11 protein-coding genes are annotated in these 15,066 nt (G+C 66.4%); 9 read left to right on the top strand and 2 right to left on the bottom strand.

What is annotated here, in order from left to right; all coding sequences use genetic code 11:
- Window positions 1-123 precede the first annotated feature (123 nt).
- Entirely contained in the window at window positions 124-1,560 is a 1,437-nt protein-coding gene (locus CFB49_RS25940) for an aminotransferase-like domain-containing protein (protein ID WP_089492673.1), read from the bottom strand.
- A 269-nt stretch (window positions 1,561-1,829) separates the two neighbouring features.
- Here CFB49_RS25940 and CFB49_RS25935 point away from each other — a divergent pair, with 269 nt between their 5' ends.
- A complete protein-coding gene (locus CFB49_RS25935; RefSeq protein ID WP_089492672.1) occupies window positions 1,830-3,239 on the top strand; it encodes a galactose-binding domain-containing protein in 1,410 nt (469 codons plus the stop codon).
- 57 nt (window positions 3,240-3,296) lie between these two features.
- On the opposite strand, the gene CFB49_RS25930 is transcribed toward CFB49_RS25935, so the two are convergent.
- On the bottom strand, window positions 3,297-4,412 hold the full coding sequence (locus CFB49_RS25930) for a GlxA family transcriptional regulator (RefSeq protein ID WP_089436939.1): 1,116 nt from the start codon (window positions 4,410-4,412) through the stop codon (window positions 3,297-3,299).
- A 355-nt stretch (window positions 4,413-4,767) separates the two neighbouring features.
- Between CFB49_RS25930 and CFB49_RS25920 the strand changes: the two genes are divergently transcribed.
- From CFB49_RS25920 to CFB49_RS25885, 8 genes are all read left to right on the top strand, one after another.
- Entirely contained in the window at window positions 4,768-6,042 is a 1,275-nt protein-coding gene (locus CFB49_RS25920) for a serine hydroxymethyltransferase (protein ID WP_069617440.1), read from the top strand.
- Between the two features lie 38 nt (window positions 6,043-6,080).
- Window positions 6,081-7,052, top strand: a complete 972-nt coding sequence (locus tag CFB49_RS25915; RefSeq protein WP_034186088.1) for a dipeptidase — start codon at window positions 6,081-6,083, stop codon at window positions 7,050-7,052.
- A gap of 138 nt (window positions 7,053-7,190) precedes the next feature.
- On the top strand, window positions 7,191-7,724 hold the full coding sequence (locus CFB49_RS25910; RefSeq protein WP_050012296.1) for a DUF5943 domain-containing protein: 534 nt from the start codon (window positions 7,191-7,193) through the stop codon (window positions 7,722-7,724).
- 68 nt (window positions 7,725-7,792) lie between these two features.
- The gene (locus CFB49_RS25905; protein ID WP_006488987.1) at window positions 7,793-9,856 is read left to right on the top strand and encodes an NADH:flavin oxidoreductase; all 2,064 of its coding nucleotides are present in this window, start codon (window positions 7,793-7,795) and stop codon (window positions 9,854-9,856) included.
- A gap of 3 nt (window positions 9,857-9,859) precedes the next feature.
- Window positions 9,860-11,785 (top strand): (Fe-S)-binding protein, encoded by a 1,926-nt coding sequence (locus CFB49_RS25900; RefSeq protein WP_089436936.1) that lies wholly within the window; start codon window positions 9,860-9,862, stop codon window positions 11,783-11,785.
- A gap of 4 nt (window positions 11,786-11,789) precedes the next feature.
- Window positions 11,790-12,959, top strand: coding sequence for an electron transfer flavoprotein subunit alpha/FixB family protein (locus tag CFB49_RS25895; protein WP_089436935.1), 1,170 nt, complete (start codon window positions 11,790-11,792; stop codon window positions 12,957-12,959).
- On the top strand, window positions 12,956-13,741 hold the full coding sequence (locus CFB49_RS25890) for an electron transfer flavoprotein subunit beta/FixA family protein (protein WP_069617436.1): 786 nt from the start codon (window positions 12,956-12,958) through the stop codon (window positions 13,739-13,741). The genes CFB49_RS25895 and CFB49_RS25890 overlap by 4 nt, the downstream gene beginning before the upstream one ends.
- Window positions 13,742-13,794: 53 nt before the next feature.
- Window positions 13,795-15,036, top strand: a complete 1,242-nt coding sequence (locus tag CFB49_RS25885) for an aromatic ring-hydroxylating oxygenase subunit alpha (RefSeq protein WP_069617435.1) — start codon at window positions 13,795-13,797, stop codon at window positions 15,034-15,036.
- The last annotated feature ends 30 nt before the right edge of the window (window positions 15,037-15,066 follow it).

Raw genomic sequence — 15,066 nt, 5'->3', positions numbered from 1 at the left:
GGATTCTCCATAACATCGGACGGGAGGAACCCGTTCGTCCACGTCTGCCTGCCGCTTCATTCTTGGTCGTTCGCGCGCGAAACGCAAGGCGCATGTCTCGCGTTGCGTTCCGCACGTTTCGTACTAGCCGCCATGCCGCTGTCGGGCCGCGAGCGTGCCGAGCGTCTCCAGCGCGCGCTCGACCGCCGGTGTCCACGGTCGCCCGTAATTGAGTCGCAAATAGCGGCGGAAGCCGCCGGTCGCGGAAAAGATCGGCCCCGGCGCGATGCTCACGCCGTTTTCCATCGCTTCGCCGAACAGGTGCATCGCATCCATGTGCGGCGGCAGTTCGATCCACAGGAAATACCCGCCGCGCGGCGCGAACACTTCGGTATCCGTCGGAAAATACGCGCGCACGGCGGAGAGCATCTGCGCCTGGTGCGCGGCGAGATTGCGGCGCAGCTTGCGCAGGAAGCGATCGTATGCGCCGTCGCGCAGGTAGCTCGAAATCGCCATCTGCGCGGGTACGTCGGCGGCCGGCGCACTCGCGCCTCTGGCCTGTCGGATCTGCCGGACGAAGCGGCCAGCCGCGACCCAGCCGATCCGGAATCCGGGCGCGAGGCATTTCGAGAACGATCCGCAATGCAGGACGAGCCCGCGGTCGTCATACAGTTTCGCGGGGCGCGTGGGCGCCGTGCCGAACTGCAATTCGCCATACACGTCGTCCTCGATCAGCGGTACGCCGCGGGACGCGAGCAGGTCGATCAGCACGCGCTTGCGCTCGTCGGTCAGCGTCGCGCCGGTCGGGTTGTGGAACGACGTCATGAACCAGCACGCGCGCACCGGATGCGTGTCGAGCGCCTCCGCGAGCGCGTCGAGGTCGAGGCCCGTGCGCGGATCGACCGGAATCTCGACCGCCTTCAGATGCAGGCACTGCACGGCCTGCAGCACCGCGTGGAATGCCGGCCGTTCGATCGCGACGATGTCGCCCGGGCGCGTCAGTGCCTGCAGGCTGAGCGTCAGCGCTTCGGTCGCGCCCGTCGTGATGACGATTTCCTCCAGCGGTAGCGACGCGCCCGCGTTCAGGTAGCGCAGCGCGATCTGACGGCGCAGCGCTTCGTTGCCGGGCGGCAAGCCTTCCAGCAGTTTCGTGCGGTCCATGTGGCGCGCGGCCGAGGCCACGTGACGCCACAGGCTGCTCATCGGAAACAGCGAATAGCTCGCGAATGCCGAGCCGAGGGGCACGATGTCGTCGCATTTGAGCGAGTCGAGCAGGCGGAACAGCGCATCGTCGTCGCCGGCTTCCGCGACGTCGTTCTGCGCGGCGCCGGGCTTGCGCGGCGGATCTCGGTTGAACCGCACGTGCTTGTCCGCAACGTTCGCAACGAAATAGCCGGAGCGGGCCCGCGCGACGATCAGGCCCTCGCTTTCGAGCGCGTAGTACGCGCGAAACACCGTGGACGGGCTCACGCGATACGCGCGGCATGCCGCACGCACGGTGGGGATGCGCGCGCCGGGCGTCAGGTCGCCGCGCCGGATGGCGTCGGCGATGGTCTGTGCCAGTACCGCATAGCGCTTCATGCGCGTTCTCCCGGCCGTCGGACCTCGATGACAAAGAGTAGTACGGCAGCCGGCACGTGCAAGCGCGGCCCCAAAACCGCTGATCCGTATGTTTTATCGGCGCTCTGATCCTGTTCTTTCGTCTGACAAACGGGCATCCTCCCGCAAGCTTTGTTCCCGCTGTCCGACCGATACGGAATTCACGCTGCCCGACCGCGAATCCGAGACGCCCGCGCGTGTCGCGCGAGTCCTTTTCTGCGGCGTCCGCACCTTACCCGGAAGTATCCAGCGTGACATTGAAGACCCTCGTCGCGGGCCTCGTGGCCGGCATCGCCCTCAATATGTTCAGCGGCGTGGCCGCCGCAGCCTGCGTCAACAATCCCGCCGCCCAGCCGAACGCAACGTTCCCCGCTGCACTGACCGGCAAGCTCGTCTATCACAGCTACGTCAAGTACGGCGACGGCACGAGCCAGCTGTTCCTCTACGATTTTTCGGCCCGTACGCTGACGCAACTCAGCAAGAGCGCGTGGGGCATCACCGATCCGATGAACGGCGTGTTCAGCCCCGACGGCAAGTGGCTCGCGTTCATGGGCATCCGCAACGGCGCATGGAACGTGTTCATGCTGCAGCTCGGTGCCGGCACGCCGCCCGTCAACATGACGAACAGCACGGGCGCCACGCGCAACGAAGACCCGAAGTTCAGCACGGACGGCAAGACGCTCGTGTTCAAGCAGAACGGCGACGTCAAGCAGGCGACGCTGTCGTACACGAGCGCGGGCCCGGTGTTCACGTCGGTCGTGAGCCTGACGAACGCGCCGGCCGGCGCCGAATATTCGATGCCGTTCCTCGCGCCGGACGCGAGCGCCGTGTACTACGCAACCGGCGCCGGCTCGAACATGGGGCTGATGAAGCGCACGATCGCGACCGGCGCGACCGCCGTGTTCGACCGGCCGGCCGGGCTGCAGACGTACTACCCGGCCGTGCGCGCGGACGGCATGGTGTACTACGCGCGCTGGAAGGATAGCGGCGGCGCCGACCAGATCTATGCGAAGACGGCCGACCCGGCCTCGACACCGAGCGCGCTGGCGCTCAACGACTGCATGAGCAACAACTCGGACCCGGCGCCCGTCAACGGTACGAACTACCTGTTCTTCTCGTCGACGACGGCGGGCGGCTATCAGCTCTACGTGGGCGACGTGACGACCGGCCAGCGCTGGAGCCTGTCGCAGTTCGGCGTGAATGCCGATGCGACGAAGGCGAAGCTCGGCGCGAACTACTACGGCGGCGCGGCCGCGGCACGTACGCTGCTGTCGCAGGGGCGGCCGGCCGCGGCGTCTGCGAGCTACAACGCGTCGCTCACGCCGGACAAGGCGTTCGACGGCAACACGACGAGCACGCGCTGGGATTCGCCCGAGGGCGCGGGCGTCGATCCGCAATGGATCTCCGTCGATCTCGGTGCGACGAAGACCATCAGCAGCATCGATCTGTACTGGGATGCAGGCGCGCTCGTCTACCAGATCCAGACGTCGAACGACAACGCGAACTGGACGACGATCTATTCGACGAGCAACGGCGTGTCGTATGGTCACGTCACGCTGCCGAACCTGAGCGGGCACGGCCGTTACGTACGGATGCTCGGCACGAAGCGGGCGACGCAGTGGGGGTATTCGCTCGATGAAATGCAGGTGTGGGGATCGTAAGCGCAAAGGAAAAAGCGACCTTCAAGGTCGCTTTTTTTGCTTCATGCGCCACCCGCCTCACGCATGCAGCACATGCGCCGGAAATGCCGGCGCAGCACTCGCCGCCCCCTGCGCGAGCGGCGCGACCTGCTTGCGGCGTTCGCGCGTCGGCGCGACGCCGAACGCGTCGCGATAGCTCTTGCTGAAGTGGCACGCCGACTGGAAGCCGCACGCCATCGTGATGTGCATGATCGACATGTCGGTCTGCAGTAACAGCTCGCGCGCACGGCGCAGCCGCAACGTCAGGTAGTAGTGCGTCGGCGTCATCCCGAGATGCTCGCGGAAGAGACGCTGCAATTGCCGTTGCGACATGTTCGCGAGCCGCGCGAGTTCCTCGCGCGACAGTGGTTCCTCGATGTTGTTCTCCATCAGCGAGATCACTTCGAAGAGCGACTTGTTCGCCGAGCCGAGGCGCGCGACGAGCGGCATGCGTTGCTGCGCGCTCGTGTCGCGCACGTGTTCGACGATGAACTGCTCGGCGATCTGCGTGACGCGCGCGGTGCCGACGCGCGCGGCGATCAGGTTCAGCATCATGTCGAGCGGCGCGACGCCACCCGTGCAGGTGATGCGGTCGCGGTCGATCACGAACAGTTCCTTCAGGAAGCGCGTGTCCGGAAACTCTTCCTTCAGCGCCGACATGTTCTCCCAGTGGATCGCGCACGCGTAGCCCGCGAGCAGCCCCGACTTCGCGAGTGCATAGGTGCCCGTGCACAGGCTGCCGAGCGGCATCCCCAGGCGCGCGAAGCGGCGCAGGGTCGACAGATGGGCGGGCGTGGTCGCGCGCTGCACGTCGACGCCGCCGCACACGAATACGATGTCGGGTTGCCCCACGCATTCGGCCGGCCCCGTGTCGACCGTGAGGCCGTTGCTCGCCGTGACCGGACCGCCGTCCGGGCTGATCACCGACCAGCGGTAGAGCGGCTGGCCGCTCAGGTAGTTCGCCATCCGAAGCACCTCGATCGCATTGGTGAACGCGATCATCGTGAAGTTCGGTAAAGGCATGAACGCGAAGTGGGACAGCGACGCTGTGCGGTCGGGCGACATGGGGAGCGTTCCTTGAATCTCTAATAGCTTTTGGCCCGAGGCACGAATCGGGCTGCGGTATTGTGTGAGCGAGTGCAACAAGCGTGCCATACGGCTAAACCCTAGCTCCATACGTTGTCTGGGCATCGGGCCGTTGCTGCACTGCACCGTATCCGGGACAAGCCGCACTCGAACGTGCGGCAAACGCACTGCCGGTGTGCGTGTCCATAGGTGAACCATCGACATCGTTTCGGGCGCCCGTCCCGAAAAGCACGATCGGTCACTTGTACAAAACGGACGCGCATGGCGGAAAAGGCAAAGAACGCGTCTAAATTCATCAATCCGCCGAAAATCCGAACGACAAGAATAGAGCCGTCGGCAGCCTTGCACTGGACGAGCGGGAAACCCAGTCACGGCGGGCCTTGAGCTTCGGTTGCAGCCCTTTATTCTTCGTCACGGACGCACTATGTCGAACACCCAGCCTTTCTTCTCGCAGACCCTTGCCGAGCGCGACGCGCCGGTGCGCAGCGCCATCCTGAAGGAACTCGAGCGTCAGCAGTCGCAAGTCGAGCTGATCGCGTCGGAAAACATCGTGTCGCGCGCCGTGCTCGAGGCGCAGGGCTCGGTACTGACCAACAAGTACGCGGAAGGCTATCCCGGCAAGCGCTACTACGGCGGCTGCGAATTCGCCGATGAAGTCGAGGCGCTCGCGATCGAACGCGTGAAGCAGATCTTCAACGCCGGCTATGCGAACGTGCAGCCGCACTCGGGCGCGCAGGCGAACGGCTCGGTGATGCTCGCGCTCGCCAAGCCGGGCGACACGGTGCTCGGCATGTCGCTCGACGCGGGCGGCCACCTGACGCACGGCGCGAAGCCGGCGCTGTCCGGCAAGTGGTTCAACGCGGTCCAGTACGGCGTGAACCGCGACACGCTGCGCATCGATTACGACCAGGTCGAGGCGCTCGCGCACGAGCACAAGCCGAACCTCATCATTGCCGGCTTCTCGGCGTACCCGCGCGCGCTCGACTTCGCACGCTTTCGCGCGATCGCCGACAGCGTCGGCGCGAAGCTGATGGTCGACATGGCGCACATCGCCGGCGTGATCGCCGCGGGCCGCCACGCGAACCCGGTCGAGCACGCGCACGTCGTCACGTCGACCACGCACAAGACGCTGCGCGGCCCGCGCGGCGGCTTCGTGCTGACCAACGACGAGGACATCGCGAAGAAGATCAACTCGGCCGTGTTCCCCGGCCTGCAGGGCGGCCCGCTGATGCACGTGATCGCCGGCAAGGCCGTCGCGTTCGGCGAAGTGCTGCATGCGGACTTCAAGACCTACATCGACAGCGTGCTCGCGAACGCGCAGGCGCTCGGCGAAGTGCTGAAGGCCGGCGGCGTCGATCTCGTCACGGGCGGCACCGACAACCACCTGCTGCTGGTCGACCTGCGCCCGAAGGGCCTGAAAGGCGCGCCGGTCGAGCAGGCGCTGGAGCGCGCGGGCATCACCTGCAACAAGAACGGCATTCCGTTCGACACCGAGAAGCCGACCGTCACGTCGGGCATTCGCCTCGGCACGCCGGCCGGCACGACGCGCGGCTTCGGCGTCGCGGAGTTCCGCGAGATCGGCCGCCTGATCCTCGAAGTGTTCGACGCGCTGCGCGCGAACCCGGAAGGCGACGCCGCAACCGAACAGCGCGTGCGCCGCGAGATCTTCGCGCTCTGCGAGCGCTTCCCGATCTACTGATCGACCCCACAAGAACAGTCACACGAGCGAGAGCAGATATGAGCACGCTGCATCAGGACAGCATCATCATCGACGGACTGAACATCTCCAAGTTCGAGAAGCCGGTGTTCGAGGACATGCGCAAGGGTGGCATCACGGCCGCGAACTGCACGGTGTCGGTGTGGGAGAACTTCACCAAGACCGTCGACAACATCGGCGTGATGAAGAAGAAGATCCGCGACAACGGCGAGCTGCTGACGCTCGTGCGCACGACGGACGACATCTTCCGCGCGAAGAAGGAAGGCAAGACCGGGATCATCCTCGGCTTCCAGAACGCGCATGCGTTCGAGGACAACCTCGGCTACATCGAAGCGTTCGCCGACATGGGCGTGCGCGTCGTGCAGCTTTGCTACAACACGCAGAACCTGGTCGGCACCGGCTGCTACGAACGCGACGGCGGGCTGTCGGACTTCGGCCGCGAAGTGATCACCGAGATGAACCGCGTCGGCATCATGGTCGACCTGTCGCATGTGGGCGGCAACACGTCGTCCGAAGCGATCGCGTTCTCGAAGAAGCCGGTGTGCTATTCGCACTGCCTGCCGTCGGGCCTGAAGGAACATCCGCGCAACAAGAGCGACGCGCAGCTGAAGGAGATCGCCGATGCGGGCGGCTTCGTCGGCGTGACGATGTTCGCGCCGTTCCTGAAGCGCGGCATCGAGGCGAACATCGACGACTACATCGAGGCGATCGACTACGTCGTGAACCTGATCGGCGAAGACGCGGTCGGCATCGGCACGGACTTCACGCAGGATTTCGCGAAGGAGTTCTTCGACATGCTGACGCACGACAAGGGCCGCTATCGCCAGCTGACGAACTTCGGCAAGGTGATCAACCCGGACGGCATCCGCACGATCGGCGAATTCCCGAACCTGACCGCGGCGATGGAACGCCACGGCTGGAAGGAGTCGCGGATCCGCAAGATCATGGGCGAGAACTGGGTGCGCGTGTTCAAGGACGTGTGGGGCGCATAAGCGCCCGCCGAGCCGAACCGCTACCGTCGTTTCAACATAAAAAAATCGGGACGTGCCGGCGCTTGATGCGCGGGCACGCGGACGATGTCGCGCCTGCGCAATGAGCCGCGCGGCCACTTTCCTCACGGAGTCACCACGATGCAACCGCAACTGCCGATCAACGTCGATCCCGATACCGGCGTCTGGACCACCGACGCGCTGCCGATGCTGTACGTGCCGCGCCACTTCTTCACGAACAACCACGTCGCCGTCGAGGAAGCGCTCGGCGTCGATGCGTATGCCGAGATCCTGTACAAGGCCGGCTACAAGTCCGCCTACCACTGGTGCGACAAGGAGGCCAAGCTGCACGGCCTGACCGGCATGGCCGTGTTCGAGCACTACCTGAAGCGCCTGTCGCAGCGCGGCTGGGGCCTGTTCTCGATCATCGAGGCCGACCCGGCGAGCGCCCGCGCGAAGATCGAACTGCGCCACTCGTCGTTCGTGCTCCAGCAGCCGGGCAAGGAAGGCAAGCTCTGCTACATGTTCGCGGGCTGGTTCGCGGGCGCGATGGACTGGGTCAACGACACGACGCCGGAAGGCAAGGGCGCGCCGCGCGCGTACTCGAAGGAAGTGCAATGTGCGGCCGAGCATCACGACCACTGCATCTTCGAAGTGTCGCCGATCGCGCACTGACGCACTGATTCACTGAAGCAGAACAACACCCGCAACACGAGACATTCGAACGCCAGAGGTCGCCAGCGATGCGTTATCCCCACCTGTTCAAACCCATGCAGCTGAACCAGCTGACGCTGCGCAACCGGATCGTCAGCACCGCGCACGCGGAGGTGTATGCCGAGCCGGGCGGCCTGCCGGGCGACCGCTATATCCGCTACTACGAAGAAAAGGCGAAGGGTGGCGTCGGCCTGGCCATCTGCGGCGGGTCGAGCCCGGTATCGATCGACAGCCCGCAAGGCTGGTGGAAATCGGTGAACCTGTCGACCGACAAGATCATCGATCCGCTCACGCGCCTGGCCGACACGATGCACAAGCACGGCGCGAAGATCATGATCCAGGCGACGCACATGGGCCGCCGCTCGTCGTTCCACGGCGAGCACTGGCCGCACCTGATGTCGCCGTCGGGCGTGCGCGAACCGGTGCACCGCGGCAATGCGAAGATCATCGAGATCGAGGAAATCCGCCGCATCATCGGCGATTTCGCGGCGGCCGCGAAGCGCGTGAAGGCGGCCGGCATGGACGGCATCGAAATCTCCGCCGCCCACCAGCACCTGATCGACCAGTTCTGGAGCAAGCGTTCGAACCATCGCACCGACGAATGGGGCGGCAGCCTCGAAAACCGCCTGCGCTTCGGCATCGAAGTGCTGACGGCCGTGCGCGAGGCGGTCGGCAAGGACTTCTGCGTCGGCCTGCGCATGTGCGGCGACGAATTCCACGAGGACGGCCTCGATCACGAAGCGCTGAAGGAAATCGCGCAGGCGATGTCGGAGACGGGCCTGATCGACTATCTGAGCGTGGTCGGCTCGGGTGGCGATACGCACAACACGATCGCGAACTGCATGCCGCCGATGGCGTTGCCGCCGGAGCCGTTCGTGCACCTCGCGGCCGGCATCAAGTCGGTCGTGAAGATTCCGGTGATGCACGCGCAGAGCATCCGCGATGCGGGCCAGGCCGAGCGCCTGCTCGCGAACGGGATGATCGACCTGGTCGGCATGACGCGCGCGCAGATCGCCGATCCGCACATGGTGATCAAGATCCGCGACGGCCGCGAGGACGAAATCAAGCAGTGCGTCGGTGCGAACTACTGCATCGACCGCCAGTACAACGGCCTCGACGTGCTGTGCATCCAGAACGCGGCGACGTCGCGCGAAGCGACGATGCCGCACATCATCGAGAAATCGCGCGGCCCGAAGCGCAAGGTCGTGGTGGTCGGCGCCGGCCCGGCAGGGCTCGAGGCCGCTCGCGTCGCGAAGCTGCGCGGCCACGACGTCGTGCTGTTCGAGAAGAACGCGGAAGTCGGCGGCCAGGTGATGATCGCCGCGAAGGCGCCGCAGCGCGAGCAGATGTCGGGGATCATCCGCTGGTTCGACATGGAAACGAAGCGCCTGGGCGTCGACCGGCGTCTCGGCGTGGCCGCCGACGAGAAGATGATCATGGCCGAGAAGCCGGACATCGTCGTGCTTGCCACCGGCGGTTCGAGCTTCACGTGGCAGGTGCCGGCGTGGGGCGTCGCCGAAGGCCTCGCCGTCAGCTCGTGGGACATCCTGACCGGCAAGGTCGAGCCGAAGCAGAACGTGCTGCTGTTCGATGGCGTGAGCACGCATGCGGGCGCCGGCGTGGCCGACTTCATGGCGAGCCGCGGCTCGAAGGTCGAGGTCGTCACGCCGGACGTGAAGGTCGCCGACGACTGCGGCGGCACGACGTTCCCGATCTTCTATCGGCGCCTGTACGCGTTCGGCGTGATTCCGACGCCGAACACGATGCTCGATCGCGTCTATGAAGAGAACGGCAAGATGATCGCCGTGCTGCGCAACGAGTACACGGAAGAACTGGAAGAGCGCGCGGTCGACCAGGTGGTGATCGAGAACGGCTCGTCGCCGAACGACGAACTGTACTGGAAGCTCAAGCCGGAATCGGTGAACCGCGGCCAGATCGATCCGCACACGCTGTTCGCGGCCGAGCCGCAGCCGTGCCTGTCGGAAGAACTCGGCAACGGCCGCTTCCTGCTGTTCCGTGTCGGCGACTGCATCTCGATGCACAACGTCCACGGTGCGATCTACGACTCGCTGCGTCTCGTGAAGGATTTCTAAAAGATGAACCCGTCCTTCCTCATTACCGCCCTGTTGTGGCTGTCGGTGGCGGGGCTTGCGTTCGCGGTCGCGAAGCGCTCGTCCTACTGGCGCCTGGGTCGGGCCACGGCGCCCGGCTCGTTCGGCGTCGCGAACCTGTTCGCGATTCCGAAGCGTTATTTCGTCGACCTGCACCACGTGGTCGCCCGCGATCCGTACATCGCGAAGACCCACGTCGCGACCGCCGGCGGTGCGATCGGCGCGCTCGCGCTGGTGTTCGTCAACTACGGCCTCGCGATCTACTCGCCGTGGCTCGATAAGCTGATCTTCCTCGCGGCGCTCGCGATGCTGGTCGGCGCGGTGTTCGTGTGGCGCCGGCGCGCGGCGAAGGACGTGCCGGCGCGCCTGTCGCGCGGCCCGTGGAATACGCTGCCCTGGCTGCTCGGTTCGTTCGCGCTCGGCCTCGTGCTGTTCATGCTGGTGCCGACCGGCGCGATGTCGGGTGCGTTCGCGGTGCTCTGCGCGCTGCTGATCGGCGTCGGTGCGTTCACGATGACGGTCGGCGCCGCGAAGGGCGGCCCGATGAAGCATGCGATCGCCGGCCTGCTGCACCTCGCGTTCCACCCGCGCCAGGAGCGTTTCGCGGCCACGCGCGAATCGTTCACCGGCAACGGCACGGCCACGCCGCCGACCGCGCTGAAGCTGCCGGACATCGAGCATCAGGAGTACGGCGTCGCGAAGCCGGTCGAATTCCGCTGGAACCAGCTGCTGAGCTTCGACGCGTGCGTGCAGTGCGGCAAGTGCGAAGCCGCGTGCCCCGCGTTCGCGTCGGGCCAGCCGCTGAATCCGAAGAAGCTGATCCAGGATCTCGTCGTCGGGATGGCCGGCGGCACCGATGCGGCGTACGCGGGCAGTCCGTCGCCGGGCATTCCGGTCGGCCAGCATCGCGGCGAGCCGAACGGCCCGATCGTGTCGGGCCTGATCGAGGAACAGACGCTGTGGTCGTGCACGACCTGCCGCGCGTGCGTGCAGGAATGCCCGATGCTGATCGAACACGTCGATGCGATCGTCGACATGCGCCGCAACCGCACGCTCGTGCACGGCACGGTGCCGGGCAAGGGCCAGGAGGTGCTCGCGAACCTGCGCGAGACCGGCACGATGGGCGGCTACGACACGGCCGCGCGCTATGACTGGTCGGTGGACCTGAGCGCGCCGGTCGCGCAGCCGGGCAAGCCGGTCGACGTGCTGTTCGTCGCGGGCGAAGGCGCATTCGACATGCGCTACCAGCGCACGCTGCGCGCGTTCGTGAAGGTGCTGAACAAGGCGGGCGTCGACTACGCGGTGCTCGGCCCGACGGAAACCGACACGGGCGACGTCGCGCGCCGGCTCGGCGACGAAGCGACGTTCCAGCAGATGGCGAAGCGCCTGATCGGCACGCTTGGCACGCTGTCGTACAAGCAGATCGTGACGGCCGACCCGCACGTGATGCACAGCCTGCGCAACGAATACCGCGCGCTCGGGCTGCGCGTGACGGTCAAGCATCACACGACCTATCTGGCCGAACTGGCCGACAGCGGCAAGATCGCGCCGAAGGCGGTCGAGGCGCTGCAGGAGAAGCGCACGACCTATCACGATCCGTGCTACCTCGGCCGCTACAACGGTGAGACGGAAGCGCCGCGCAAGCTGTTGAAGACGATCGGCATCCAGGTCGTCGAGATGGAGCGCAACGGCATGCGCGGCCGCTGCTGCGGTGGCGGCGGCGGTGCGCCGCTGACCGACATCCCCGGCAAGCAGCGCATCCCGGACATCCGCATCGCCGATGCGCGTACGATCGGCGCGGACGTGGTCGCGGTTGCGTGCCCGAACTGCACGGCCATGCTCGAAGGCGTCGTGGGCCCGCGCCCCGACGTGCTCGACGTCGCCGAACTCGTCGCCGCCTCGCTGGAGTGAATCGATGAATACGATCAAACGAATCGATCCGCGCCGGCCGTTCATCATCACGGCCGCCGGCCTGAAGCGCATCACGCTCGGCGAGGAAGGCAGCGCCGATGCGAACGCCGCGCAATGGTCCGCGCACGGTCATGGCGCCGCGGCCGCGAAGCCGCGCCGCGTGCTGCAGGACCCGAAGCACGTGATGCTGGTGGTCGCCCATGGCGAGCGCGGCGCGCTCGACGACCATTCGCGTCAGGCGATTGCCGCCGCCGCCGTGCTCGCCGATGCGCAGACGGAAGTCGCGCTGCTCGCGTTCGGCGAATTGAAGGACGACGTGGCCGAACTCGGCGTCGACAAGCTGCTCGAGCTGACCGGCTTCGATCGCCGTGCGTTCGATCCCGAAAGCGAACTGCAAGCCTTGCAGGCGTGTGTTGCCGCACTGGCGCCGAAACACGTGTTCGTGCCCGACAACGCGACGGGCGACGGCGATCTCGGCCGGCGTTACGCGGCGGCCGCCGGCGCGAGCGTCGCGACTCACGTCGTCGAAATCGACGCGAAGCATGTGGGTACGTATGCGCAGGCCGGGCGGGCGTTCGCGACCCGCGCGCTGCCCGACGTGATCCTGCTCGCGCAGAACGCGGTGGAAGCGAAGCTGCCGTTCGTCGGCGCCGGCGAGCGCGTGGCGGCCGATTTCATCCGCCCGGCGCATGACGCCGCGCAGCCGTACCGCGATCTCGGTGTCGACGAAATCGACGCGGCCCAGGTCGCGCTCGAGGAAGCCGATTTCATCGTGTCGGCCGGCAACGGCGTGTCCGACATCGGCGCGTTCGAGCGGCTGGCCGAGGTGTTCGGCGCGGCGATCGGCGCGAGCCGCGTCGCGGTCGACAACGGCCACTTCACGCGCGACAAGCAGGTCGGCGCGACCGGCAAGACGGTCGAGGCGAGCGTGTACATCGCGTTCGGCATCTCGGGCGCGGTGCAGCATTTGCAGGGGATCAAGGACTGCCGCCACGTGATCGCGGTGAACCTCGACGGCAGCGCGCCGATCGCGAAGCGCGCGAACCTGACGGTGGTCGGCGACGCGCAGGCGACGATCGCCGCGCTGATCGAACAGGTCCAGGCCGCGCGGGCCGCGCGCGGCGAATCGCCGGCCGCGGTCGGCACCCGCGAACCCGAAGGAGTCGCCGCATGAACGCCCCCCGCCCCTTGCAACGCATCGCGGTGCTTGTGTCCGTCGGCCGGCATCCGGTCAGCGGTGTCGCGCGCTACAGCCGCAACGATGCGGCCGCGCTCGAAACCGGCCGGCAGCTCGCCGAGAAGCATCGCGCGACGCTCGACGTGATCCACGCGGGCGACCCCGCTAATGCGGCGCTTGCCGAATATCTCGCGCTCGGCGCACGGGAGGTCGAAGTGCTGGCCTGCCGCGACGGCGACGATGCCGTGCACGCGCTCGCCGCGCGTGTCGAAGGCTACGACCTCGTGCTGACCGGCACGCGCGCCGAGGGCGCGTACGACACCGGGATGCTGCCGTACCGCGTCGCCGCGGCGCTCGGCTATCCGCTCGTCGGCTCGGCCGTCGACGTGACGGTCGAAGACGGCCGCGCGGCGGTCCGGCAATTTTTGCCGAAAGGGCTGCGGCGGCGTGTCGACGCGGCGCTGCCGGCCGTCGTCGCCGTCCACCCGCTCGCCGGTGTCGAGCCGCGCTATGCGTATGCGCGGCTGCGCGCCGGCGCGATCCGGCCGGCGCTCGCGGCGCCCGGCGCGGATGCCGATGCGGCCGCGTGGACGGTCGGCCCGGTCGAGCGTAAACCCGTAAAACTGGTCGCCGCCGAGAAGCGCTCCGGGCATGCCCGGATGCTGTCCGCGACGACGACCGAAAGCCGTGGCGGCAACGTCGTAAATGAAGGGAGTTCGGTCGAAAAAGCACAAGTGATCCTCGCGTATTTGCGCGAGCATCAGCTCATCGACTACTGATTTTGATGCCTGTCGGCAAGAAACCCAGGGATGCAAGGAATCCGGAGCAAACGATGAAAGTATCGGCAGACATTCGTGCATTGATCGAACGCCGCAAGGCAGGCTACAGCCTCGAAGCGCCGTTCTACACGAGCGAGGACATCTTCGCGCTCGACATGGAGGCGATTTTCCGCCAGCACTGGATCCAGGTGGCGGTCGAACCGGACATTCCCGAGCCGGGCGATTACGTGACCGTGGAACTCGGCAGCGATTCGATCCTGATCGTGCGCGACGACGACATGGCGATTCGCGCGTTCCACAACGTGTGCCGTCACCGCGGTGCGCGCCTGTGCAACGAAGACAAGGGCTCGGTCGGCAACATCGTGTGCCCGTACCACAGCTGGACGTACAACCTGACGGGCCAGCTGATGTTCGCCGAGCACATGGGCGAGAAGTTCGACCGTTGCAAGCACAGCCTGAAGTCGGTGCACGTCGAGAACCTCGCGGGCCTGATCTTCATTTGCCTTGCCGACGAGCCGCCGGTCGATTTCGCGCAGATGCGCGCGGAGATGGAGCCGTACCTGCTGCCGCACGATCTGCCGAGCACGAAGATCGCCGCGCAGATCGACATCATCGAGGAAGGCAACTGGAAGCTCACGATGGAGAACAACCGCGAGTGCTATCACTGCGTCGCGAACCATCCGGAGCTGACGATCTCGCTGTACGAATACGGCTTCGGCTACCAGCGCTCCGACGCGAACGCCGAAGGCATGGACGCATTCGCTGAAACGTGCGTGCGGCGCGGCAAGGAGTGGGCCGAGATGGGCCTGCCGTCCGCCGAAATCGAAAAGCTGCTCGACGTGACGGGTTTCCGCACGCAGCGCCTGCCGCTCGACCGTCACGGCGAATCGCAGACGCTCGACGCGAAGATCGCGTCGAAGAAGCTGCTCGGCGGCTTCGACAAGGCCGACCTCGGCGGGCTGTCGTTCTGGACCCAGCCGAACTCGTGGCACCACTTCATGAGCGATCACATCGTGACGTTCTCGGTGATCCCGCTGTCGGCCGGCAAGACGCTCGTGCGCACGAAGTGGCTCGTGCACAAGGACGCGAAGGAAGGCATCGACTACGACGTGAAGAACCTGACGGCCGTGTGGAACGCGACCAACGACCAGGATCGCGCGCTCGTCGAATTCTCGCAGCGCGGCGCGACCAGCAGCGCGTACGAGCCGGGCCCGTATTCGCCGTACACGGAAGGCCTCGTCGAAAAATTCTCGGCCTGGTACATCGGCCGGCTCGCCGAACAAACCGGCGCGTAGTCGTCAGCGGAACAGCAAGCGGAGTTAGAA

Source organism: Burkholderia sp. AU17457 (assembly GCF_002223255.1).
GTDB lineage: Bacteria > Pseudomonadota > Gammaproteobacteria > Burkholderiales > Burkholderiaceae > Burkholderia > Burkholderia sola.
Note: the sequence above shows the minus strand (reverse complement) of the source record. Positions and strands in the feature narration are given on the sequence as shown.

Bases quoted from the DNA above. Each gene is read 5' to 3' on its own strand.
- CFB49_RS25915 (WP_034186088.1), top strand. From the start codon at position 6,081: ATGAGCACGCTGCATCAGGACAGCATCATCATCGACGGACTGAACATC.
- CFB49_RS25890 (WP_069617436.1), top strand. From the start codon at position 12,956: ATGAACGCCCCCCGCCCCTTGCAACGCATCGCGGTGCTTGTGTCCGTC.
- CFB49_RS25940 (WP_089492673.1), bottom strand. From the start codon at position 1,560: ATGAAGCGCTATGCGGTACTGGCACAGACCATCGCCGACGCCATCCGG.
- CFB49_RS25905 (WP_006488987.1), top strand. From the start codon at position 7,793: ATGCGTTATCCCCACCTGTTCAAACCCATGCAGCTGAACCAGCTGACG.
- CFB49_RS25920 (WP_069617440.1), top strand. From the start codon at position 4,768: ATGTCGAACACCCAGCCTTTCTTCTCGCAGACCCTTGCCGAGCGCGAC.
- CFB49_RS25900 (WP_089436936.1), top strand. From the start codon at position 9,860: ATGAACCCGTCCTTCCTCATTACCGCCCTGTTGTGGCTGTCGGTGGCG.
- CFB49_RS25930 (WP_089436939.1), bottom strand. From the start codon at position 4,412: ATGGCACGCTTGTTGCACTCGCTCACACAATACCGCAGCCCGATTCGT.
- CFB49_RS25885 (WP_069617435.1), top strand. From the start codon at position 13,795: ATGAAAGTATCGGCAGACATTCGTGCATTGATCGAACGCCGCAAGGCA.
- CFB49_RS25895 (WP_089436935.1), top strand. From the start codon at position 11,790: ATGAATACGATCAAACGAATCGATCCGCGCCGGCCGTTCATCATCACG.
- CFB49_RS25910 (WP_050012296.1), top strand. From the start codon at position 7,191: ATGCAACCGCAACTGCCGATCAACGTCGATCCCGATACCGGCGTCTGG.